Origin of the sequence: Sphingobium sp. (assembly GCF_036170395.1) — a bacterium.
In the GTDB taxonomy this organism is placed as follows: Bacteria; Pseudomonadota; Alphaproteobacteria; order Sphingomonadales; family Sphingomonadaceae; genus Sphingobium.
This window is the reverse complement of the sequence record NZ_JAVHPD010000069.1, coordinates 25,170-47,088: the sequence shown is the minus strand read 5'-3', so window position 1 is coordinate 47,088 and position 21,919 is coordinate 25,170. Positions and strand designations below refer to the sequence as shown.

Annotated in this window: 19 protein-coding genes and 2 tRNA genes; 15 read left to right on the top strand and 6 right to left on the bottom strand. The window is 65.3% G+C overall.

Translation table 11 applies throughout. The annotated features are described in order from the left end of the window. Positions 1-85: transfer RNA gene (locus V2B31_RS17165), tRNA-Leu, on the bottom strand. A 229-nt stretch (positions 86-314) separates the two neighbouring features. On the opposite strand from V2B31_RS17165, the gene zwf reads away from it, so the two are divergent. From zwf to V2B31_RS17140, 5 genes are all read left to right on the top strand, one after another. Then, on the top strand, positions 315-1,778 hold the full coding sequence (gene zwf, locus V2B31_RS17160) for a glucose-6-phosphate dehydrogenase (protein WP_026002580.1): 1,464 nt from the start codon (positions 315-317) through the stop codon (positions 1,776-1,778). Next, positions 1,771-3,612, top strand: coding sequence for a phosphogluconate dehydratase (gene edd / locus V2B31_RS17155; RefSeq protein WP_286865222.1), 1,842 nt, complete (start codon positions 1,771-1,773; stop codon positions 3,610-3,612). The genes zwf and edd overlap by 8 nt, the downstream gene beginning before the upstream one ends. A gap of 111 nt (positions 3,613-3,723) precedes the next feature. After that, entirely contained in the window at positions 3,724-4,698 is a 975-nt protein-coding gene (gene glk, locus V2B31_RS17150) for a glucokinase (RefSeq protein WP_286865220.1), read from the top strand. Positions 4,699-4,700: 2 nt separating this feature from the next. Next, positions 4,701-5,324, top strand: a complete 624-nt coding sequence (gene eda, locus V2B31_RS17145) for a bifunctional 4-hydroxy-2-oxoglutarate aldolase/2-dehydro-3-deoxy-phosphogluconate aldolase (protein ID WP_286865218.1) — start codon at positions 4,701-4,703, stop codon at positions 5,322-5,324. 58 nt (positions 5,325-5,382) lie between these two features. Then, complete coding sequence (locus V2B31_RS17140; RefSeq protein ID WP_017184182.1) at positions 5,383-5,895, top strand: hypothetical protein; 513 nt, start codon at positions 5,383-5,385, stop codon at positions 5,893-5,895. Positions 5,896-6,002: 107 nt separating this feature from the next. Here V2B31_RS17140 and V2B31_RS17135 read toward each other — a convergent pair whose 3' ends face one another. Beyond that, complete coding sequence (locus V2B31_RS17135; RefSeq protein WP_286865216.1) at positions 6,003-6,572, bottom strand: gamma carbonic anhydrase family protein; 570 nt, start codon at positions 6,570-6,572, stop codon at positions 6,003-6,005. A 1-nt stretch (position 6,573) separates the two neighbouring features. Further along, on the bottom strand, positions 6,574-7,569 hold the full coding sequence (gene hemB, locus V2B31_RS17130) for a porphobilinogen synthase (protein ID WP_286865214.1): 996 nt from the start codon (positions 7,567-7,569) through the stop codon (positions 6,574-6,576). Positions 7,570-7,718: 149 nt separating this feature from the next. Here hemB and gloA2 point away from each other — a divergent pair, with 149 nt between their 5' ends. Further along, positions 7,719-8,105: an SMU1112c/YaeR family gloxylase I-like metalloprotein gene (gene gloA2, locus V2B31_RS17125; protein WP_130752585.1), complete on the top strand. Its 387-nt coding sequence runs from the start codon at positions 7,719-7,721 to the stop codon at positions 8,103-8,105. A 6-nt stretch (positions 8,106-8,111) separates the two neighbouring features. Here the strand turns inward: gloA2 and V2B31_RS17120 are convergent, their stop codons facing one another. Beyond that, entirely contained in the window at positions 8,112-9,701 is a 1,590-nt protein-coding gene (locus V2B31_RS17120) for a M28 family metallopeptidase (RefSeq protein WP_287213741.1), read from the bottom strand. A 108-nt stretch (positions 9,702-9,809) separates the two neighbouring features. On the opposite strand from V2B31_RS17120, the gene V2B31_RS17115 reads away from it, so the two are divergent. From V2B31_RS17115 to V2B31_RS17080, 8 genes are all read left to right on the top strand, one after another. Next, positions 9,810-10,571 carry a head GIN domain-containing protein gene (locus V2B31_RS17115; protein WP_443022194.1) on the top strand — a complete coding sequence of 254 codons (762 nt, stop codon included), beginning with the start codon at positions 9,810-9,812 and terminating at the stop codon, positions 10,569-10,571. Further along, positions 10,523-11,245, top strand: coding sequence for a GIN domain-containing protein (locus tag V2B31_RS17110; protein ID WP_287213738.1), 723 nt, complete (start codon positions 10,523-10,525; stop codon positions 11,243-11,245). The genes V2B31_RS17115 and V2B31_RS17110 overlap by 49 nt, the downstream gene beginning before the upstream one ends. A 65-nt stretch (positions 11,246-11,310) precedes the next feature. Next, the gene (gene dapB / locus V2B31_RS17105; RefSeq protein WP_286865207.1) at positions 11,311-12,075 is read left to right on the top strand and encodes a 4-hydroxy-tetrahydrodipicolinate reductase; all 765 of its coding nucleotides are present in this window, start codon (positions 11,311-11,313) and stop codon (positions 12,073-12,075) included. 17 nt (positions 12,076-12,092) lie between these two features. Continuing rightward, positions 12,093-12,734 carry an endonuclease III gene (gene nth, locus V2B31_RS17100; protein WP_286865206.1) on the top strand — a complete coding sequence of 214 codons (642 nt, stop codon included), beginning with the start codon at positions 12,093-12,095 and terminating at the stop codon, positions 12,732-12,734. 100 nt (positions 12,735-12,834) lie between these two features. Next, on the top strand, positions 12,835-13,212 hold the full coding sequence (locus V2B31_RS17095; protein ID WP_017184191.1) for a hypothetical protein: 378 nt from the start codon (positions 12,835-12,837) through the stop codon (positions 13,210-13,212). A gap of 296 nt (positions 13,213-13,508) precedes the next feature. Beyond that, a tRNA-Arg gene (locus V2B31_RS17090) sits at positions 13,509-13,585 on the top strand. Positions 13,586-13,983: 398 nt separating this feature from the next. Then, positions 13,984-14,967, top strand: a complete 984-nt coding sequence (locus tag V2B31_RS17085) for an AAA family ATPase (protein ID WP_017500486.1) — start codon at positions 13,984-13,986, stop codon at positions 14,965-14,967. Positions 14,968-15,112: 145 nt separating this feature from the next. After that, entirely contained in the window at positions 15,113-17,443 is a 2,331-nt protein-coding gene (locus V2B31_RS17080) for a S8 family peptidase (protein WP_017500487.1), read from the top strand. A 3-nt stretch (positions 17,444-17,446) separates the two neighbouring features. On the opposite strand, the gene V2B31_RS17075 is transcribed toward V2B31_RS17080, so the two are convergent. Both V2B31_RS17075 and V2B31_RS17070 read right to left on the bottom strand, forming a co-directional pair. Continuing rightward, positions 17,447-18,166 (bottom strand): DUF6602 domain-containing protein, encoded by a 720-nt coding sequence (locus tag V2B31_RS17075; protein WP_017500488.1) that lies wholly within the window; start codon positions 18,164-18,166, stop codon positions 17,447-17,449. Beyond that, positions 18,163-18,918, bottom strand: coding sequence for a nucleotidyltransferase domain-containing protein (locus tag V2B31_RS17070; protein WP_026109030.1), 756 nt, complete (start codon positions 18,916-18,918; stop codon positions 18,163-18,165). The genes V2B31_RS17075 and V2B31_RS17070 overlap by 4 nt, the downstream gene beginning before the upstream one ends. A 751-nt stretch (positions 18,919-19,669) precedes the next feature. On the opposite strand from V2B31_RS17070, the gene V2B31_RS17065 reads away from it, so the two are divergent. Further along, positions 19,670-21,799 carry a ParB/RepB/Spo0J family partition protein gene (locus tag V2B31_RS17065; protein WP_043090875.1) on the top strand — a complete coding sequence of 710 codons (2,130 nt, stop codon included), beginning with the start codon at positions 19,670-19,672 and terminating at the stop codon, positions 21,797-21,799. Positions 21,800-21,919 lie beyond the last annotated feature (120 nt).

Here is a 21,919-nt window from a genome sequence, read left to right as displayed (position 1 = left end):
TGGTGCGGGCGGTCGGAATCGAACCGACACTCCTTGCGGAACCGGATTTTGAGTCCGGCGCGTCTACCAGTTTCACCACGCCCGCACGGCCTGGGAGCCGCCAAATGACAAAATCCGGCTCCCTCGTCCAGCCGAAAATCAGTCCGGGCCATAATCATCGCCCAAAGCGCCACGCCCGCCAGACTTTCACCATGCGATAGCAAGCCGTTGCAGCATCGCCGCCGGGACGATAGCCTCCTTGCGCTATCATCCGCGCGCGCTATAAGGGCGTCATCGTGCAGATATAGATATGTTCAACGGAAAAGGACCATCCTTTGGCCGAATCATCTGCTACGTTCCTATTATTCGGCGCTACGGGGGATCTCGCGCGGCGGATGATCTTCCCTTCGCTCTATAATCTCCTGTCCGACGGGCTGCTGCCCGACGATTTCCTGATCGTCGCCTCCGGCCGGTCGGAACTGGACGACGACGCCTTTCGCGACGATGTCGACGCGGCGCTGCGCCAATTTCTGGCGGCCGACCGCTATGACAGCCAAGTCGCCGCCACCTTCCGCGCGATGATCTGCTATCAGCCGGTGGAGGCGGGCAATGCGACCCAGTTCGCCGCCCTTGCCGATCGGATCGACGGGCGGCTGGAACGCGGCCTGTCGGTCTATCTCTCCACCCCGCCATCGCTGTTCGCCCCCACGGCGCAGGGTCTGGCGGACGCCGGCCTCATTACTCCGCTGACCCGGATCGCGATGGAAAAGCCGATCGGCAAGGATCTGGCCTCCTCCAAACAGGTCAATGACGGCATCGGCGCACTGTTCGAAGAGGATCAGATTTTCCGCGTCGACCATTATCTGGGCAAGGAAACCGTCCAGAACCTGCTGGCGCTGCGCTTTGGCAATCTGATGTTCGAACCCTTGTGGAACGCGACCGGCATCGACCATGTCCAGATCACTGTCGGCGAAACCGTGGGCCTGGAAGGCCGCGTCTCCTATTATGACGGCGTCGGCGCGCTGCGCGACATGGTGCAGAACCATATGCTCCAGATTCTGTCGATCATCGCCATGGAGCCACCCGCCCGCATGGACCCGACCGCGGTGCGCGATGAAAAGGTGAAGGCGCTGCGCTCGCTGCGCCCGATGACCGCCGAAACCGTCAAGACGCACAGCGTGCGCGGCCAATATACGCCGGGCGCCGTGGGCGGCCAGATCGTCACCGGCTATGCCGACGAACTGGGCAAGCCCTCGACCACGGAAACCTTCGTCGCGGTAAAGGCCTATATCGACAATTGGCGCTGGCAGGGCGTCCCCTTCTACCTGCGCACCGGCAAGCGGATGCCGGAACGCCAGTCCGAAATCATGATCCAGTTCAAGCCGGTCCGGCACTCCATCTTCGGGCGGGACGGCCATGGATCGGGGCTTGAATCCAACACGATGGTCATCCGCCTCCAGCCCGAAGAATATATCCGCCTGACCATCATGTCGAAACGGCCGGGCCTTGAACGGCAGGTGCATCTCGACGAAGTGACGCTCGACGTCTCGCTGACCGCCGCCTTTGCCGGGCAGCGCCGCCGCATCGCCTATGAACGGCTGATCCTCGATCTTCTGGCCGGTGATCCCACCCTGTTCGTCCGCCGTGACGAGGTGGAGGCGCAATGGACCTGGATCGATTCGATCATCGACGGGTGGAAGGAAGCCAATATGAAACCCGCCCCCTATTCTTCCGGGAACTGGGGTCCATCCTCGGCCATTGCCCTTATCGAACGTGACGGAGCCAGCTGGCATGACTGAACTGAACCCCATCATCGCCAAGGTGACGGAACGCATCGTAAAGCGCAGCGCCAGGAGCCGCCGCCACTATCTCGACCTGATCGAGCGTGGCCGCGACGCTGGCACCAACCGCGATCAGCTAAGCTGCGGCAACCTCGCCCATGCCTTTGCCGCCAGTGGCGAGGACAAGCCGGTCATCCGCACCGGCGCGGCGATGAATATCGGCATCGTCACGGCCTATAACGACATGCTCTCGGCCCATCAGCCCTATGGCCGCTATCCCGAAGCGATCAAGCTGGCCGCCCGCGAAGTCGGCGCCACAGCCCAGGTGGCGGGCGGCGTCCCCGCCATGTGCGACGGCGTGACCCAGGGGCAGGCGGGCATGGACCTTTCGCTCTTCAGCCGCGACACGATCGCGCTGTCGACCGCCATCTCGCTGTCCCACGCCATGTTCGAAGGCGTCGCCCTGCTCGGCATCTGCGACAAGATCGTGCCGGGCCTGCTGATCGGCGCGCTGCGCTTTGGCCATCTGCCCACCATCCTGATCCCCGCCGGGCCGATGCCCTCTGGCCTTGCCAACAAGGAAAAGGTCCGCATCCGCCAGCTTTATGCCGAAGGGAAAGTGGGCAAGGACGAATTGCTCGAATCCGAAAGCGCCAGCTATCACGGCGCTGGCACCTGCACCTTCTACGGCACGGCGAACAGCAACCAGATGATGATGGAGGTGATGGGCCTCCACATGCCCGCCGCTGCCTTCGTCAATCCCGGCACGAAGCTGCGCCAGGAACTCACCCGCGCCGCGACTCACCGGCTGGCGTCGATTGGCTGGGCCAAAGACGGACAACCAAATGACGATTATCGTCCCTTGGGTCACTGTGTGGATGAAAAGGCGATCGTCAACGCCATCATCGGCCTGATGGCGACCGGTGGCTCCACCAACCATGCCATCCACCTGCCCGCCATCGCCCGCGCCGCCGGGATCAGCATCGACTGGACCGATTTCGCCGAACTCTCCGATGCCGTCCCGCTGCTCGCCCGCGTCTATCCCAATGGCTCGGGCGACGTGAACCATTTCCACGCCGCTGGCGGCATGAGCTATATCATTCGCGAACTGCTCGATAATGGCCTGCTCCATCGCGACATCATGACCGTCGCACGCGGCGACCTCACCGATTATGGCAAGGAACCAGTGCTGGAAAATGAAGCGCTCCAGTGGCGCGACGTCCCCGCCTCGCGCGATGAAAACATGCTCCGCCCCGTTGCCAATCCGTTCAGCGCCGATGGCGGGATGAAGCTGCTGGCGGGCAATCTGGGCCGCTGCGTCATGAAGGTCAGCGCCGTCGATCCCGCGCTTTGGACCATCGAAGCGCCAGCCGCGATATTCCACGATCAGGACGACGTCCTGCGCGCCTTCAAGGCGGGCGAACTGGAACGCGACGTCGTGGTCGTGGTCCGCTTCCAGGGGCCAAAGGCTAACGGCATGCCCGAACTGCACAAGCTGACCCCTGCGCTTGGCGTGCTACAGGATCGCGGGTTCAAGGTCGCGCTGGTGACCGACGGGCGCATGTCCGGCGCATCCGGCAAGGTGCCCGCCGCCATCCATCTTTCGCCCGAAGCCTTGGGCGGCGGCGCCATCGGCAAGCTGCGCGATGGCGATCTCGTCCGGGTCTGCGCGCAGAGCGGCGCCATCGACGCGCTGGTCGACGCTGCGACCTGGGACGCGCGCGACATCCCCGCCGCGCCGCCCCCGCCCTATGACACGGGCCGGGAGCTGTTCGCCCTGTTCCGCCATCATAGCGACCTGGCCGAACAGGGGGCGTCTCCCATTCTCGCCGCCATGGAAGCCGAACTATAATCTCCACCGTCATCCCGGCCAACGCCGGGATCTCTCTTCTGCTTGCGCCACGCAAAGGAAGAGGGATGCCAGCCTGCGCTGGCATGACGGACATAATGATAGGATGTCCTGATGACCAACATCATCGCTGCCGACATTGGCGGCACCAACGCCCGCTTCGCGCGCGCCTCGCTCGATGAAAGCGGCGTGCCGACGCTCGGCACGGTGCGCAAATATAAGGTCGCCGACTATTCCAGCCTGCAATCCTGCTGGGCCGCCTTCACGCAGGATGAGGCGGATAGCGGCGCGGGCGACCTGCCCGACGCCGTCTCCATCGCCTTCGCCACCGCCATTGGCCGCGACGTCATCAAGCTGACCAACTCCAGCTGGGTGATCCGCGCCGATACGCTGGCCGAGGATCTGGGCGTTCGCACGGTCAAGCTGGTCAATGATTTCGAAGCGGTCGCCCATGCCGTCTCTCGCCTTCCGCAAGACAATCTGCCCTTGCTGTTCGGCGAGGATCGCCCCTTCCCCCGCGATGGCGGCGTCACCATCCTTGGCCCCGGCACCGGCCTTGGCGTTGCGATGATCGCCTATGACAATGGCCATCCCCACGTGATCGCGACCGAGGGCGGCCATCTCGATTTCGCCCCGCTCGACAGTCTGGAAGAAAAAATCCTCGCCTATCTGCGCGACAAATTCCTGCGCGTTTCGACCGAGCGGATCGTGTCCGGCCCCGGCCTCAACAATATCTACAAGGCGATGGCGACGATCGGCCATCATCGCGTGATGTTGATGGAAGACCCGGAATTGTGGCAGGCGGCGCTGGATGACAGCGATGCCTTCGCCCGCAATGCGCTCGAACGCTTCTGCCTCTGCTACGGCTCGGTCGCGGGCGATCTTGCGCTGGCCCATGGTCCCCATGCCGTCGTGCTGGCCGGTGGCCTGACCCAGCGGATGCGCGATTTCCTGCCGCACAGCGGCTTCCACACCCGTTTCAAGGCCAAGGGCCGGTTCGAAAGCCTGATGGCATCCGTTCCGATCCGCCTGGCCGTCCATGATGAAATCGGCCTTTTCGGGGCCGCCGCCGCCTTCAGGGAGCAATGATTATGAGCGAATTGACCGTCGAACAAGTGATGGAGCTGGCCCCGGTGATCCCGGTGCTGGTGGTCGATCGGGTGGAGGACGCCCTCACCATCGCCCGCGCGCTCGTCGCCGGTGGCCTGCCCGCGCTCGAAGTCACGCTGCGCACCCCCGCCGCGCTCGACGTGATCCGCGAAATGAGCCAGGTGGAAGGCGCTGTCGTCGGCGCCGGCACCGTCCTCAATCCCGAACAGCTCGACGCCGCAATGGCAGCAGGCGCGCGCTTCGTCGTCAGCCCCGGCCTGACCGAACCGCTGGGCAAGGCCGCGATCGCCGCGAACATACCCTTCCTCCCCGGCACCGCCACGGCGGGCGACGTCATGCGCGGCATGGACATGGGCCTTACCCATTTCAAATTCTTCCCCGCCGAAACATCGGGCGGTCTGCCCGCGCTCAAGGCGCTTGCCGCGCCGCTGCACACCGCCCGTTTCTGCCCGACCGGCGGCATCACACTGGAAAGCGCGCCGACATGGCTGGCCCAGCCCTTCATCAAATGCGTGGGCGGCAGCTGGGTCGTGCCCAAGGGGCCGGTCGACGGCGCGAAGATCGAGCAACTGGCGCGCGCCGCCGCCGCCCTCCCGCGCGGATGATCGGGCGCGGGTGACGGGGCCATTGCGCGCCGTCACCCGCCACCCTAGATGCAGGTTCATGATGACCCGTCGGCTGCTGCCCTATCTCGCCCTGCTCCTGTCCGGCTGCACCGGCGGACAGCTGACCTATCCCTCGCTCGCCAAGCGGCCGATCGAGAGCGCCCCGGTCGCGCAGGCCGCGCCGCCCCCCGCCCCGGTCGCCGCCGACGCCCAGCTGACCGAGCAGATCGCCCGCTTCACAGCGCAGGCGGAAACCGGCCGGACCGGCTTCGACGCCGCCTATGCCAAAGCGGAAAAAGCCGCCCGCGCCGCATCGGGATCGTCCGTCTCCAGCGACGCCTGGGTCGCCGCGCAGGTCGCCATCAGCGCGCTGGAAACCGCCCGTAACGACAGCGTTTCCGCCCTCGCCAGCCTCGACACCCTCTACGTCAATCGCACCAGCGCCATTGCCGATGGCAAGGAAAGCGGCGGCCTCGACGCCCTCGACACCGCCCGCACCACGGCCCTCGCCATCGTCGACAGCCAGAATGACCGCATCGACGCGCTCAAGGGACAACTGGCCCAGCCCTAGGGCGGAATAAACCCCACTCCGTTCGTTTCGAGCGAAGTCGAGAAACCTGTGCGCGACGTTTCTCGACTTCGCTCGAAACGAACGGGTTAGGCTAGAGTCATCGCGCCCTAAACCGCGTCCACCGCTGCCTTATGCGCCCGCGCATAGTCGACATAGCGCGCCGCGCCACCGCTCAGCTTCTTCACCATCTCGTCGGACAGGTCGCGCATATATTTGGCCGGTCGCCCCGCCCATAATTGCCGCCCCGGCAGCCGCTTGCCCGGCGACAGCAAGGCACCCGCCGCCAGCATCCCGTCACTCTCGATCACGCAGCCGTCCATAACGATCGCGCCCAGCCCGACAAACGCCCGGTCCTCCAGCGTGCAGCCATGCACCATCGCCATATGGCCGATCAGCACATCATCCCCGATGATGGTCGGCCATCCTTCCAGCGGCCGGTCGATCCCGTCGCCGGGGCTGTCGCAATGGATCACCGTGCCGTCCTGCACATTGCTGCGCGCGCCGATCCGTATCCGGTTCACATCGGCGCGGATGACGCAATTATACCAGATGCTCGCATCCTCGCCGATCTCGACATCGCCGATGATCCGGCATCCCGGCGCGATGAAGGCGCTGGGGTGGATGACCGGCGTCTTGCCCTTGAACGGGACGATGCTGACGCCCGGATAATCGCTCATCTCAAGCTCCCAGCAGCCGCGCCGCATGCAGCGCATGATAGGTCAGGACGCCCGAACAGCCCGCCCGCTTGAACGCCATCAGTGTTTCGAGCACCAGCGCGTCGCGGTCCCCCGCGCCAGCGGCAGCGGCATGTTCGATCATCGCATATTCGCCCGACACCTGATAGGCGAACACCGGCACCGCGAACTGGTCCTTCACACGGGCGATGATGTCCAGATAGGGCAGCCCCGGTTTCACCATCACGCTGTCCGCCCCCTCGGCCAGGTCCAGCGCCACCTCGCGCAATGCCTCTTGCCCATTGGCCGGGTCCATCTGGTAATTTTTCTTGTCGCCCTTCAGCAAACCGCGCGATCCCACCGCATCGCGGAACGGGCCGTAGAATGCGCTCGCATATTTGGCGGCATAGGACATGATCTGGACATTGACATGGCCCCCGCCCTCCAGCGCCGCGCGGATCGCGCCGACCCGCCCGTCCATCATGTCGCTGGGCGCAATGATGTCCGCGCCCGCCGCCGCCTGATTGAACGACTGGCCGATCAGCACATCGACGGTCGCATCGTTGAGGACATAGCCCCCATCGTCCAGCAGCCCGTCCTGTCCATGCGCGGTATAGGGGTCCAGCGCCACGTCGGTCAGCACGCCGATGTCCGGCACCGCATCCTTGATCGCCCGGATCGCCCGGCACATCAGATTGTCGGGGTTCAGCGCCTCCGCGCCATCGTCGCTGCGCCGGTCGGCCTGCGTATTGGGGAACAGCGCCAGGCAAGGGATGCCCGCATCCCGCGCTTCCCGCGCCCGCGCGACGATGCCATCCACCGACCATCGCGACACGCCCGGCAGCGCCCCGATCGGCTCTTCCACCCCATCGCCCTCGGTCACGAACAGGGGCCAGATGAAATCGCTGGGCGACAGGCGATTTTCCGCAAACATCGCCCGGCTCCACGCCGAAGCCCGCGCGCGCCGCATCCGCAGCGCCGGATAGGAAGATTGGGTCATGGCGCGGGTCTAGGCGCGCGAAGCCGGGGGATCAAGCCAGAGTGATCGAAGACAGGTCAGCGCCCCGCTCCCCTCAACAGGAAGGCCGCTCCATCCCCCATTCCCCATTCCCCATTCCCCCGGGCCTGCCCCTGCGATAGAAGGCCCTCATGCGCGCCATCCACCATATCGCCGTCATCTGTTCCGACTATGCCCGCTCGCGCGCCTTTTACCGCGACATATTGCAGTTGCCGGTGATCCGCGAAGTATGGCGCGCCGAGCGCCAGTCTTGGAAGTGCGATCTTGACGCAGGCAATGCCCAGATCGAGCTGTTTTCCTTCCCCGACCCGCCTGCCCGCACCAGCCGCCCCGAAGCCTGCGGCCTGCGGCACCTGGCCTTCACGGTCGCCAATATCGATGCGGAAGTGGCGCGGCTCGACGCCGCCGGGGTCGCGTGCGAACCGATCCGGATCGATGAATATACCGGCCAGCGCTTCACCTTCTTCACCGACCCTGACGGACTGCCGCTCGAACTTTATGAGCAACCAGCGCCCTGACCGCCGCTACCTGGCAAAGCGCCGGAAGAAACTGTCCGCGTTCCAGGTCGGCTGCGCCGCGCCATTGGCCACGCGCAGCGTCACCGCCGTCACATAGTCGTTCAGCTTCGCGCTTTCGGCGGGCATTACCGGCTGGTTCAGATCGTCGAACGGCGAATGGTAGATATTCGCCCGCCACGCTTTTTCTACCGTCGCTTCGGGCGTCCCCGCCTTGAACCCATATTTGAAGAACAGCGCCGGTATGCCTTCGCGGATGAAGGCATATTGGTCCGACCGGATGAACACGTTGCGGTCGGGGAAGGGATCGGGCGTGATCGGCAGGTTCATCGCCGCGCTCACGGCCTGGGCTTCTGTGCCCAGCGAACTCTGGTCATAGCCGATCGGCGTCACGCTGGTCAGCGGGAAGATCGGCAGCGCCATGTCGAAATTCAGGTCCGCAATGATGCTCTTCTGCGGCACGGTCGGGCGCCGCGCGAAATAGCGGGAGCCCAGCAACCCCTTCTCCTCCGCCGTGACGATGGCGAACAGGATCGACCGTTTGGGCTTCACCTTGCCGGCTTTGAGCGCGCGCCCGATCTCCAGCAGGCTCGCAACCCCGGACGCATTGTCCAGCGCGCCATTATAGATCGCATCGCCCTTGATCGGCGTGCCCACGCCATAGCCGTCCAGATGCGCCGACAGCACGACATAGTCCTGCCGCAGCTTCGGGTCGCTACCGGGCAGCACGGCGATCAGATTGGGCGATGACAGGTCGGCCCGCGTCGCGCTCACCTGCGCCTTCAGCCGCAGCGCCAGCGGAAAGGACGGCACGGGCGCGGACGCATCCGCCGCCGCCACGATCGCGGCAAAATCCTGTCCCGACCCGGCAAACAGCATGTCGGACTTGGCCGGATCGAGCTGGGCGCTCAGGAACGGCGTCTGCGTGTCGCGCAGGCTGACATCGCTATAATAGAGCGCGGGCGCCCCCGACAGGGCGATCCGCCGTACCCACGGGATCTCCACCTGCCTGGGCGTCACCAGCGTGATCAGCCCCAGCGCGCCCTGCTCCGCCAGCCATTGCGACCGCTCCGAACGCGCATGGGATTTGAGCGCGCCCGACAGGGTCGCCGGACCACCCGACAGCACGACCACGATCTTGCCCTTCAGGTCCAGCCCGGCAAAATCGTCATGCCCCGCTTCGGGCAGATGCAGGCCATAGCCCGCAAACACCATTGGCGCGTCGACGCTTTCGGGCACCGGCCCACCCCCACCGCCGAAGATCAGGTCACCCGGCACCGCCAGCGGCATCTCCCCCTGCGGTCCCACCAGCGCCGCGCTGGACCTGTCGGACAGGATGCGCTGCTCCACAAACGCCACCGGCTGGCGATAGCCCTGCGTGCCAGCCGGTTTCAGCCCCATCGCCTTGAACTGCCCGATCACATAGTCCGCCGCCCGGTCATAGCCCGGCGTCCCGGTCCCGCGCCCCTCCATCGCATCATTGGCCAGCGCCTCGACATGCGCCCACCAGCGCGCGCCCTTGTCCCCCTCGCCCGCGGCCGGCGCGGCGCTGCCCGCCATCAACGCGATCAGGGATATGCCGAAGGAAAGGCCGCGCATGGTCGTGCTACTCCGTTCTAATCTCGTCTCTATCTTGCCTCATCCTGCCTGACGAACAAGGGGGCTTGGAACCGCTACCACGAGCGTGTATTACAATGGCAATACAGTATGGAGATGACGATGACCCGTTCCCCTTCCCTGTCGGCCCTGCTGCTTGCCGGGCTTGCCCTGTCGACCGCCGCCTGCTCGCGCCCTGCCGATGATGCCGCGCCCGCCGCGAAGGGCGGCGCGACGCAGGACTGGTCGACGCTCAAGGATTTCAACGCCATCGAAGCGACCGGCCCGGACGATGTCGCCGTGACGATCGGCGATGCCTATTCGGTCCGCGCGGAGGGCGATCCCAAGGCGATCGAAAGGCTCACCATCGCGGTCAAGGGCGACCGACTGGTGATCGGCCGCAAATCGGACGGCAACTGGGCCTTTGGTCGCAAGAATGACGATAGCGACGTCACCGTCCATGTCACCATGCCCGCCATCCGCGCCGCTGCGCTGACTGGCGCAGGCGACTTCACGCTCGACCGGGCGGAAGGCGACATGCTGGATCTGTCGCTGACCGGCGCTGGCGATTTCGCCATTGGCGCCGTCAAACTGCGCAGCCTCAAGACCGACATTACCGGCGCTGGATCGGTCAAGATCGCGGGCACCGCCGACTCAGGCGAACTCGCCATCACCGGCGCGGGGGACATCGACGCCGACGACCTCAAACTGGGCACGGCCAAAGTGTCGATCCTGGGCGCGGGCAACATCGCCTTTGCGTCGGACGGCGCGGTCGCTATCAGGATCATGGGGCCGGGCGACGTGACGGTGAAGGGCAAGGCGCAATGTACGACCAGTGGCACAGGACCGGGCGAGGCGCGCTGCGCGCCCTGATCGGCGCGACCATCCTGATCGCGACGCCCGCAGCGGCGGCGACCCGCGGCTATACCATCACCAGCTTCGACGCGATCCGGGTCGATGCGCCGGTCACCGTCATCGTCACCACCGGCGCAGGCGCATCGGCCCGCGCGGAGGGGGATCAGGCGCTGCTCGACCGGCTGAACGTCGCCGTGTCGGGCCGCCTGCTGATCGTCGGCATGACCCGCGCGCGGCCCGGTGAAAAAGGCGGCGGCGCGGCGACCCTGCGCGTCTCCACCGGCGACCTGTCCCGCATCGTCCTGACCGGCGGCGGATCGGTCGCGGTCAGCCGGATGAAGGGGCTGCGCGGGGACATTGTGCTGGGCGGCAATGGCGATGTGAGCGTGGCGGCGGTCGATCTCGACCGGATCGACCTGTCGCTGGCGGGCGGTGGCCGCGCGACCCTGGCCGGGCGCACCGGCGTCGCCAATATCCGCGTCTCCGGCCCCGGCGCAGTCGCGGGCGAAGGCCTGCGCGCGCGGCAGGCGACCCTTGCCAATGACGGGCCGGGCAGCATCGCCCTCAGCGCAGACGTCACCGCCAAAATCACCGCCACTGGCTCCGGCGACGTCACTATCACTGGCAAGGCCGCCTGCTCGGTCGACAATCGCGGCACCGGGCGCATTGCCTGCGGCGGCGACTCCTATTGAACGATAATGACAAAGCGCCGTCGCTCTGGCATCGGCCGCTACGACTGGATGCGAACGGGGCGAACATGACGACTATCGGGATTTTCGGGGCAGCAGGCCGCATGGGCCGCGCCATTGCGCAGGTTGCGGCGGACGCCGGCCTTGGCATAGCGGGCGGCACCGACCGCGACGGCGTTGGCGAGATCGCGCCGGGCATCGCCATCACCACCGATCCGCTGGCACTCGCCGAGCGCAGCGACGTGCTGATCGACTTCTCCGTACCGGGCGCCCTCTCTGTTCATCTCGATGTCTGCATTGCCGCCAACAAGCCGATCCTGATCGGCACCACGGGCCTTGAAGCCGTCCATCACGCCCTGATCGACGAAGCCGCCGCGATGATCCCCGTCCTCCAGACCGGCAACACGTCGCTTGGCGTCAACCTGCTCGCCGCGCTGGTGGAACAGGCCGCAGCGGGCCTTGGCGATGACTGGGATATCGAAATCGTCGAAATGCACCACCGGCACAAGGTCGATGCCCCGTCCGGCACCGCCCTGCTCCTGGGCCAGGCCGCTGCGCGCGGGCGCGGCATCACGCTCGCCGACCATAGCGAACGCGGTCGGGACGGCATCACCGGCGCGCGGGCGCAGGGCGCGATCGGCTTTGCGGCCCTGCGCGGCGGATCGGTCGCGGGCGACCATCAGGTCATCTTCGCAACCGAAGGCGAACGGATCGAAATCGGCCATCGCGCCGAAAACCGCACCATCTTCGCCCGCGGCGCGGTCAAGGGCGCGCAATGGCTGATCGGCCAGAGCGTCGGGCGGTACGACATGAAGGGCGTATTGGGCCTCTGACGCCCCTGAGCATCGTCATGAACAAGGCCCAGATCTTCGCCTTTTTCAGCCGCCTGGCCGAAGCCAATCCCGCGCCCGTGACGGAACTGGAATATGGCAATCCCTATCAGCTGCTGGTCGCGGTGACGCTGTCGGCGCAGGCCACGGACGTCGGCGTCAACAAGGCGACCCGCGCCCTCTTCGCAGACGTCACGACGCCGCAGCAGATGGTCGATCTGGGCGAGGATGGCCTCAAAGCCCATATCCGCACGATCGGCCTGTTCAATACCAAGGCGAAGAATGTCATCGCCCTCTCGGAAATATTGGTGCGCGACTTTGGCGGGGAAGTGCCACAGGATCGCGACACGCTGACCACCCTGCCCGGCGTCGGGCGCAAGACCGCCAATGTCGTCGTCAACACCGCCTTCGGGCAGGAAACCTTCGCGGTGGATACCCACATCTTCCGCGTCGGCAACCGCACCGGGCTGGCGCCGGGCAAGACGGTGCTGGCGGTCGAGGCGAAACTGGAAAAGCGCGTCCCCCAGCCCTTCCGCCGCGACGCCCATCACTGGCTGATCCTGCACGGCCGCTATATCTGCAAGGCGCGCAAACCCGAATGCTGGCGCTGCCCCGTCGCCGACCTGTGCCGGTTCAAGCCCAAGACCCCGCCGCCCGCCTGACCCCTGCTTGTTCTTCCTGCGTTCAGAACCGGTCGGCTAGGACGGTTTTCACAGTCCTGCGACGTCGATTCGTTCAAAGACGTCTCTAAGGAGAGAATATATGTCCGTCCGTTTCGCTTTGGGTTTTGCGCTGGCTCTGGCCGCCGCCCCCGCCATCGCCAAGACCACGCCCGACCCCTATGTCCCGACCGGCGCGAAGGCCATGGATTGCATTCCGCTAACCTCGATCCGCTCGACCAATGTTCGCGATGACCGCACCATCGATTTCATCATGAACGGCAATAAAATCTACCGCAACACCCTGCCCAACAGCTGCCCCAGCCTGGGCTTTGAGAAGCGCTTTTCCTACCGCACCAGCCTGTCGCAACTCTGTTCGGTCGATATCATCACCGTGCTGTGGAACAATGGTCCTGGCCTGCAACCGGGGGCCAGCTGTGGCCTGGGCAAATTCCAGCCGATGAAAAAAGCATCGAAATAAGATGGCCCGGCGGCGATTTTGCCGCTGGCGCGGACGAACGGCCTTTGCTAAGCGGCCTGTCTGACACGGCTCACCGGCCAGCGTCATGCACCCATAGCTCAGCTGGATAGAGCGTTGCCCTCCGAAGGCTCGCGTCCAACGCGAGAGCAGCGATTTTATACAGTATTTACGAGGGTTTAGGAGGACGGAAGAAAGGACGGACGAAAAAACTCACCAAATTCTCACCGCGCTCGGACTGTCGGATTCGATCGCGGATTGACCTACCCCGGCGCAAATCTTACGGCTCCAAGCCATACGCACCCATAGCTCAGCTGGATAGAGCGTCGCCCTCCGAAGGCGAAGGCCAGAGGTTCGAATCCTCTTGGGTGCGCCAAAACTCCCAATGAAATCAGTGAGTTAAGACTGTCGCAGCAGCCTTGGTGCGCCGCCTCTCGAAGTCCAAAACTCACCACGCTGGCGGCGGCGCGACGCGAAGCCCCTGCATTTCCGCGGAAAACTTGTCGAACCGAACTCACCACGCCCTTTCGCGGCTGTGATGATCCGATGGGGGCGTCCTAATTCCGGGCTGGATGAAACGCATGGTCATCGGCAATCGAGACCCCGCGGATTGCGGCCGGCCAAGCGGACCATCGACGCCGGCTAAATGCTGTGTTGGCGAAGGGCAGAGAGGGCAGTAACGACCCCTTGTACGAATTCGCGTTACACAGCGAATCACCGACGCTAGATTCCCGAAAAGTTCTCCAACCCGAGGCCGGAACATTGAACTGACCTATGACAACCGCGCGCCACATCGTTGCACTGCTGCAAAGCCATATAGACGGGGATGAGGACCGCTTCCTCTCCGTGGCGACGCAACTAGCCGCGCACGAGGCGAGGCAGGGTCATGGGAAGCTCGCGCAGGAACTGCGCGAGTTGGTCGATGCCGCCAAGGGCAAAAGCGCGACGGTGGCGCGGCGCGGAGCCGGCCCCGTGCCGTTGGCGCAGCCGAAGGGCGAACTCGCAGGGCTTCTGGAAGCCCGCTATTCCGATGTCCGGCTGTCCAGCATGGTGCTCAAGCCCGAACTTGATGAGCGGCTTGCGCGCGTCCTTCGGGAACAGCGCCAGCAGGAGCGGCTCCGCGCGCGGGGGCTCGCCCCGCGCCGCAAGCTCTTGCTTGTCGGCCCTCCTGGCGCAGGCAAGACAATGACCGCCGCCGCCTTGGCCGGTGAGTTGAAGCTGCCCCTTTTCACGGTTCTTTACGATGGATTGATCGGCAAGCTCATGGGCGAGACCGCCACACGGCTTCGGCTTGTCTTCGACGCCGTTGCCATGCAGCGCGGTGTATACTTCTTCGACGAGTTCGACGCGATCGGCGCGCAACGGGCCGGGCCGAACGACGTTGGGGAAATTCGCCGGGTGCTCAATTCCTTCCTCCAGTTTCTCGAAAATGACGATGGCCCGAGCCTCATCGTTGCCGCGACCAATCACCCCGAATTGCTCGACAAGGCGCTCTATCGACGGTTCGACGATGTCATCAGCTACGATCTTCCTGATCCCTCGGTTGTGCAGGGCATCCTCGAAGCCCGGCTCGCGACCTTCGATCTCAAGCCGATCGAATGGGCGCCTGTTCTCGAATCCGCCGCCCATCTCTCCCAAGCCGAAGTCGCCAGAGCTGCCGACGAGGCGGCAAAAGTCGCGGTGCTGGATGGCCACGATGGCGTGACGACCGCGACGCTGCTGACCGCTCTGACGGAGCGGCGCGCGGCCATCCTCTAAGCAACGAGGCCCGATGGCTGTACCTCCCCGCGACCGCCCCCATTTCCACGTCGAAGGCGGCGGCCAAAGCGAGGCGTACACGTCACCCCGCCTGGTCATCAGCGGCCTCCCTCCGGCGCGGGCGCGTGCCGCGCACGCTGCACGGTTGGAACAGGCAATCGGAACGGCGCTCGCCGCCGGCCGCCAACGGCTCGCAGAGCGGGAAGACGGCGTCGCCGAGGGCAAGCCAGGCTTCTATCTGGAGTTCGATATCCCCGTAGCCGAGCGCGCCGCAGTCGAAGCCTTGGAGAATAAGCCCAAGGCTATCGAGCTGGTAGCGGTTCGACCTACGGCGGAGGGCGACGAGATGGTCTCGGCCACTGTATTCGTTCCGGAAGCTGCTGCCGATTTCTTCGTCAAGAAGATCGAAGCCTATCGCGATGAGGAGACGCGCACCGGCAAGCCCAAGAACGAGGCCCTGATCGCTCGGATCGACGACATCAGGGTCGCGGTCGCACGCTCGCTATTTACCGATGAAGCGCAGCACTTTCCCGCCGACGGCCGTCAGGTGTGGTGGGAAGTCTGGCTTCGGGATGGCGGTCTCGCGATCTTCCAGTCTGTCGCCGCCAAGCTCGATGTCGCGATCAAGGAGCACGTCATCAGCTTTCCCGAGCGCGATGTCGCGTTGGCGCTCGCCGATGAAGCGACGATGGATCGGCTGATACGCAATTCCGACGCCGTGGCTGAACTGCGTCTCGCCAAGGACACTCCATCCCTCTTTCTCGAAATGCGCACGGTCGATCAGGCCGCTTGGGCGAACGACTTGGCTGATCGGATCGCACCGCCGCCCCCCTTGGCACCGGCAGTCTGCATACTGGACAGCGGAGCGACCCAGGCCCACCCCCTGCTCGCGCCGGGCCTCGATCCTGCCGATCAGCATAGCTACGACGGTGACTGGGGCGTCGGCGACAGCGCCTTCTGGAATGGTCACGGCACGTCGATGGCTGGCGTCGCGCTTTATGGCGATCTCGAAGCGGCGCTTTCCCACGGCGAGCCGGTCGCACTTGGTCATCGCCTCGAAACGGTGAAGATCCTGCCGCCAACCGGGCAGAACGAGCCGCGACTTTACGGAGCGATCACGGCCACCGGTATCGCTCGTGCCGAAGACCATGCTCCCCGTCGCCGGCGCGTGTTCTGCATGGCCGTGACCAGCGACGTCGGCTTGCGCCGGGGCCGGCCGTCCTCCTGGTCCTCGTCAATGGATCAGCTCTGCTATGGCGGCGGTGACAGGCGACGCCTGATGGTCCTAGCGGCGGGCAATCTTCGCGGCGACATCAATCCGGCCGACTATCCTGACCGCAACGACCTCGAAGAGGTCGAAAGCCCGGCGCAGGCTTGGAATCCGCTCGTCGTCGGGGCCAGCACCGACAAGATCACGATCACCCATCCCGACTATGACGGATGGACGCCCGTCGCCCCGGCCGGCGACCTCTCGCCGGCAAGCCGAACGTCGGCCATCTGGGATCGGCAATGGCCGATCCGTCCGGATGTCGTGTTCGAAGGCGGCAACTTCGCGCATGACGGTGCCAACCCGGCCTCGGCGATCGACGACCTCCAACTCCTCACGACCCACTATCGTCCCAACATGCGCCTGTTCGAAGCGTTCGGCGACACTAGCGGCGCTGCCGCGCTCGGCGCGAACCTCGCCGCCGGCGTTATCGCAGCCCGTCCGACACTCTGGCCGGAAACGGTGCGCGCGCTCATTGTCCATTCCGCCGAATGGACGCCGGCGATGCGCCAGCGCTTCGACGCGGCCGGCTCGCAAGCTCAGAAGCTGGCCATGCTACGCCGCTACGGCTGGGGCGTGCCTGACCTTGGCCGGGCGCTGATGAGCGCGTCCAACGACGCGACTTTGATGGTCGAGGACGCCCTGTTGCCATTCCGCAAGGACGGCTCGACGATCAAAACACGCGATATGAATCTGCATCGACTGCCCTGGCCGCGCGCCGAACTGGCTGCGCTTGGCGATCTCGATGTGGAGCTGCGGATCACCCTGTCCTATTTCGTTGAGCCCAATCCCGGTGAACGGGGCTGGACGCGGCGCCACCGCTACGCTTCGCACAATCTCCGCTTTGCGGTGAAGCGGTCGCTCGAAGGCTTGGAAGCGTTCCGGCAGCGGATCAACAAGGCGGCTCAGGACGAAGAGGCTGGCGCTGTCGGCGCTGCCGCGGGCGGTGACTCCTGGGTTCTGGGTACGATCCGTGACCGCGGTTCGATCCATAGCGACATTTGGCGTGGCAGCGCGGCCGCCCTCGCCGAGCGCGACGCGATCGGAGTCTTCCCCGTCAGCGGATGGTGGAAGGAGAAGCCTTCGCTCCAGCGCTGGGATCGTTCCGCCCGCTACGCATTGTGTGTGTCGATCCGCGCGCCCGAGGCCGACATCGACCTCTATACCGCCATCGCCAATCAGATCGCGGTCCCGATCCCGGCGGCTTAGCGGTCAGTCGAGCCAAGCGGCATAAGCGCCCACGTCGATCATCGGGACGGTCGCGCTCGCCTGAAGGCGGGAGATGAGGTCGAGCAGGAACCGCGTCGCCGCTCGCACGCCGACCTGCGCCTGCGAGCAACCGTCCGTGTCGCAGCCGAACACTCCGTGCGCTGCGACGCATCCGATATCGAGGCGGTGCTGCCCATCGAGCGCTGCGAGCGCATCGGTCAGCGGCTGGCCGAGCGGTGGATTCCATTCGCTCTCGAACGTGAGCAGTCCGCCGATAATGGCCGGCAATGGTCGCGGATCGTAGATGCCGCCCGCGTGCGGTATCGGCAGGCTCGTCCGATGGAGTGCGCGAACGCTGGCCACCTTGTCCGCCGCATAGGCGACATGCTGCGCATTGATCGCCTGCTTGGTCTCGAACACAGCATAGACGCTCTCTGCCGGTACGATGAACTGATCTTTGAAATTGAAGATAAAGGGCGAATATTGGCGATCGAAGATGACGATATCGATCTGGTGGCTGAAGGCGCCCTTGCTGTCGACCACATGTGCGCCGGCAGCGCGATACCGTTCGGGCAAATAGCCCTGCAATAGCTCCAGCCACACAGCTTCGCTGGCGTCACCCTTCGTTCCGCCGTGACCGAAGCTGCCGCGCGCGATGCCCAGCTTCGCTTCGATCTCGTCGTGCAGGCTTTGCAGCAAAGTTTTGAGGGACCATTCGGTCATTGCACGAAGCCGCTCCAATTGCCGCCCAGCGCAGCTTCCGCCAACCGCCGCACCGCTTGCTTCTCCGTGCCGGTGAGATCATCCGATATGACATTGTTTCCATTGGCGGGATCGATCACCCGTGCTGCAGTGAACTTGTCCCTGAGATACTCCAGCACCGTCACGACATTCTCCGCCAAGTCAGGCGATGTCCTCCCGCTCAAGGCTGCGATCACGGTCAGCTCAAGATAGAAAGATGGGAATTCGAGCCGCTTCTGGTTGCGCCACAGTTTCAGGAGCCGCGACTCGCGCTGATGGCCCGCCATGACGACGGTGTTGATATGTGTCGTCACATTTGTCTTCGTCCAGGTATCGGCCGTGCGCCGGTAGAGGCTGTGATCCGTCGTCCAGGCGGACTGCCGCTTGCCGGGGACGAGATCGACATCGAAGCCGCCGATCGTCGCGTTGATCGACGCATTCTGCCGCTTTGGCACATAGCCGGCGCCTGCAATGGCGTTGAAGAGCGAGCCGTAAATATCCTTCAAAGTCTCGGGCGTGTCTTCGTGCAGCGAAATGAAAAGGTCGATGTCAGTGCCGCTTCGGTTGGCCGTGCCTTTGGCAAACGAGCCGCTCGGAGAAATCGACAGTAAGAAACGGTTTGCCCATTGCTGAAGCACAGGCGCGATTATTGTCTGGACCTGCCGAACAGGTGAGAACGCGCTGGTATCAACGGCCTCCCTAGCCAGAATCGCGTTTAAGTAGGCGCTGCTCATCACATATGCCTAGCGCTGCAATCTTTCTCCCGGAAGCACCGATGCAACGGCAAGAATAGGTATGGCGTCGCTTGACGGGGTCCGTCGCGGCCAATCGGCTGCAATCCCATGACGCGGGCCGCGTGCTCCTCGATTTTTCCGCCAGGATCGACTACATGGAGCCCGTATCCCCCGGTGGTCCCTGCTTTGCATACCGCCGGGGCACTTTATTTCTAGCCACAGCCTGAAGCCTTCGCAACGCGCTTCCAGCGTGCGGATCGTGCTGTTTCCGTCTTCATCCCAAACGGTTTGAGGGGGAAAGCCTTCCCCTACCGTCGAGTCCCTGACAGGTCTCGCCGGACCCCTTCGAGCGGGGACACCCCGCAACGCCCCAGATAGCACGCGGGGATCTAGGGAGCGCACACTGGCGGCTGAAGCCGCGCAGGGGTCGCGCGTTTTTATCTGCCCGCGTTTGCACACTTGCTCTGGCCGGAGGGCGCGGCGACGGCTGGCCCCCAGGCCCGCGCGCACGCCGCCGCGCCGGCCGTCCGCCGCAAGGGTGCGTCGTTTGTGGCGCCGCGAGCGGCGCGGAGCTTGGGACTCCGCCCCTGGCGCACTTCGGAACGTCTTCCGCCCAGCTTCCTCCGCTTCGCTCCGTGCAGCCGGTTCCCCGCGAAGCCGTCCCTCCGTTTGCACCCCCGGTCTCGCCGACGGGCAGGGTTTCAGCGCGGCGCTTCCGCTGCGCGGAAACCTAAGCCCAAGGAGTAAGGAAATGACCAATACCATCGAAACCGTGGCGACCGAGCAGAGCGCGCAAGACGGTCAGACCGTGTTCGTCCCCCTGAACAAGCTCAAGAAGTCCCCGAAGAACGTCCGCAAGGTGCCGCATACCGACGAGTTCATTGCAGCGCTCGCCGCGTCCGTCGCGGCCAAGGGGCTTTATCAGAACCTCGTCGTCGAGCCGGAGGTGAAGAACGGCAAGCCGACCGGCTGCTATCTCGTCACCGCTGGCGAAGGGCGCAGGCTCGCCTATCTGCTGCGCGCCAAGCGCAAGGAGATCAGGAAGAACCACCTTGTCCGCTGCTGGCTCGACACCGAGAACGATCCGGCCGAGGTGAGCTTGGATGAGAACTACAATCGGGAGCAGCTTCATCCGGCCGATCAGTTCGAGCGCTTCCACGAGCTTTCCCGCGACAAGGGATGGGGCGCGGAGGAAATCGGCGCGCGGTTCGGCGTGTCGCCCGAGATCGTCAAGCGGCGGCTGCGGCTCGGCGCGGTCAGCCCGAAGCTGATGGACGTCTATCGGCAGGACGGGTTGACGCTCGACCAGTTGGCGGCGTTCGTCATCACCGACGACCATGCCCGTCAGGAGCAGGTTTTCGATAACCTGTCGTGGAACAAGGAGCCGTGGATCATCCGGCGCGACCTCACCGCGAGCAACGTGCCCGCGAGCGACCGGCGGGCCGTGTTCATCGGCGCCGATGCCTACGCCGAGGCCGGGGGCAATGTCATTCGCGACCTGTTCACCGAGGATGACGGCGGTTTCTTCGAGGATGCGGGCTTGCTCGACACGCTTGCCGTGGAGCGGTTGCGCGAGATCGCCGGGGAGATATTGGCCGAGGGCTGGAAATGGGCCGAGGCGAGTATCGACTATCCGCACGGTCATGGGATGCGGCGCTACTATCCGCAACCTGTTGGCCTGTCCGACGAGGACGAGGCGCGGCTGTCCGAGGCGGCGGCGGCACACGACGCCCTGATCGAAGGCTATGACTCCTACGAGGACATGCCCGAGGACGTGGCGGTGAAGGCGCAGGCGTTGAGCAACGAGATCGACGCGATCAGCGCCAAGCGCTCGGCCTACGATCCCGCCATCATCGAGCGTGGCGGCGTGTTCGTCTCCCTCGGCTCCAATGGCGAGGTGAAGATCGAGCGCGGCTATGTCCGCGCCGAGGACGAGCCGCAGCCCGAGGTTGCCACCGAGGACGAGGGCGATGACATCGCGGAGGACGGCGAAGCCGTGGAGGACGACGAGGACGCCGACGAGGAAGAAGAGGTGGACGAGGCCGACGCGGGCAAGCCCATTTCGGACAGCCTCGTTCGTGACCTCACGGCCCACCGGACGCTCGGCCTCCGTCTCGCGTTGGGCGCGCAGCCCGACATGGCGATGGTGGCCCTCACCCACGCGCTGGTGCTGGACCTGTTCTATCATGGGTTCGGCAAGTCCTGCCTCGCCATCACCGCCAAGAGCGAAGACATCGCCAGCCATGCCGAGGGCATCGCGGACAGCGGCGCGGGCGAAGCGCTCGCGGCGCGGCACGATCAATGGGGCGCGCAGCTTCCCGACGATACGGCGGACCTGTGGCCGTTTCTCGCGGCGCTGGACGGCGACAGCCGCACCGAGCTTCTGGCGCATTGCGTGTCGCTCACCGTCAATGCGGTGAAGGTGCCTTGGGAGCGTTCCACCGCCCGCATCGAGGCGGCGGACGGACTGGCCAAGGCCGTTGACCTCGACATGACCGCGACGTGGACCGCGACCGCCCGCAGCTATTTCGGGCGCGTCACCAAGGCCCATATCGGGCAGGCCGTCAGCGAGGCCGTTTCGGTCGAGGCAGCCGAGCGCATCCTGCCGATGAAGAAGGCGGACATGGCCGACGCGGCGGAGCAGCTTGTCGCCGGGACGGGCTGGCTTCCCGTCCTGTTGCGCGCGCCGGAGGGTGAACCCGAGGCGGTGGAGGCGGAGGATTTCGCAGCGGACGCGCAGCCGTCCGAAGCGGAGGCCCCCGACACCGAAGCGCAGGACGGCGCGGACGCCGTGGCGCAGCCGACCGGGATCGAGGCGGACGCCATCGCGCCGGAACCGGAGGACGAGGGTCAGCCGCATTATGCGGTTGCGGCCGAATAGGTGACGGGCCGGGACCGCGCGAGCGGTTCCGGCCTTTCCCTTCGTGAAGGCCGGATAATTCGCGGCCGCGCTCTTGTCCGGGCGCGGCCGCTCTGGCGTTCAGGAAAAATGCGCTCGCCG

What these genes read in the sequence shown, in the direction of transcription:
- V2B31_RS17140 (WP_017184182.1), top strand. Translation starts at nt 5,383, where the DNA reads ATGATGACCCGTCGGCTGCTGCCCTATCTCGCCCTGCTCCTGTCCGGC.
- glk (WP_286865220.1), top strand. Translation starts at nt 3,724, where the DNA reads ATGACCAACATCATCGCTGCCGACATTGGCGGCACCAACGCCCGCTTC.
- V2B31_RS17075 (WP_017500488.1), bottom strand. Translation starts at nt 18,166, where the DNA reads ATGACCGAATGGTCCCTCAAAACTTTGCTGCAAAGCCTGCACGACGAG.
- dapB (WP_286865207.1), top strand. Translation starts at nt 11,311, where the DNA reads ATGACGACTATCGGGATTTTCGGGGCAGCAGGCCGCATGGGCCGCGCC.
- gloA2 (WP_130752585.1), top strand. Translation starts at nt 7,719, where the DNA reads ATGCGCGCCATCCACCATATCGCCGTCATCTGTTCCGACTATGCCCGC.
- V2B31_RS17065 (WP_043090875.1), top strand. Translation starts at nt 19,670, where the DNA reads ATGACCAATACCATCGAAACCGTGGCGACCGAGCAGAGCGCGCAAGAC.
- V2B31_RS17095 (WP_017184191.1), top strand. Translation starts at nt 12,835, where the DNA reads ATGTCCGTCCGTTTCGCTTTGGGTTTTGCGCTGGCTCTGGCCGCCGCC.
- V2B31_RS17085 (WP_017500486.1), top strand. Translation starts at nt 13,984, where the DNA reads ATGACAACCGCGCGCCACATCGTTGCACTGCTGCAAAGCCATATAGAC.
- nth (WP_286865206.1), top strand. Translation starts at nt 12,093, where the DNA reads ATGAACAAGGCCCAGATCTTCGCCTTTTTCAGCCGCCTGGCCGAAGCC.
- V2B31_RS17110 (WP_287213738.1), top strand. Translation starts at nt 10,523, where the DNA reads ATGTACGACCAGTGGCACAGGACCGGGCGAGGCGCGCTGCGCGCCCTG.
- eda (WP_286865218.1), top strand. Translation starts at nt 4,701, where the DNA reads ATGAGCGAATTGACCGTCGAACAAGTGATGGAGCTGGCCCCGGTGATC.
- V2B31_RS17070 (WP_026109030.1), bottom strand. Translation starts at nt 18,918, where the DNA reads ATGAGCAGCGCCTACTTAAACGCGATTCTGGCTAGGGAGGCCGTTGAT.
- edd (WP_286865222.1), top strand. Translation starts at nt 1,771, where the DNA reads ATGACTGAACTGAACCCCATCATCGCCAAGGTGACGGAACGCATCGTA.
- V2B31_RS17135 (WP_286865216.1), bottom strand. Translation starts at nt 6,572, where the DNA reads ATGAGCGATTATCCGGGCGTCAGCATCGTCCCGTTCAAGGGCAAGACG.
- hemB (WP_286865214.1), bottom strand. Translation starts at nt 7,569, where the DNA reads ATGACCCAATCTTCCTATCCGGCGCTGCGGATGCGGCGCGCGCGGGCT.
- V2B31_RS17115 (WP_443022194.1), top strand. Translation starts at nt 9,810, where the DNA reads ATGGAGATGACGATGACCCGTTCCCCTTCCCTGTCGGCCCTGCTGCTT.
- V2B31_RS17120 (WP_287213741.1), bottom strand. Translation starts at nt 9,701, where the DNA reads ATGCGCGGCCTTTCCTTCGGCATATCCCTGATCGCGTTGATGGCGGGC.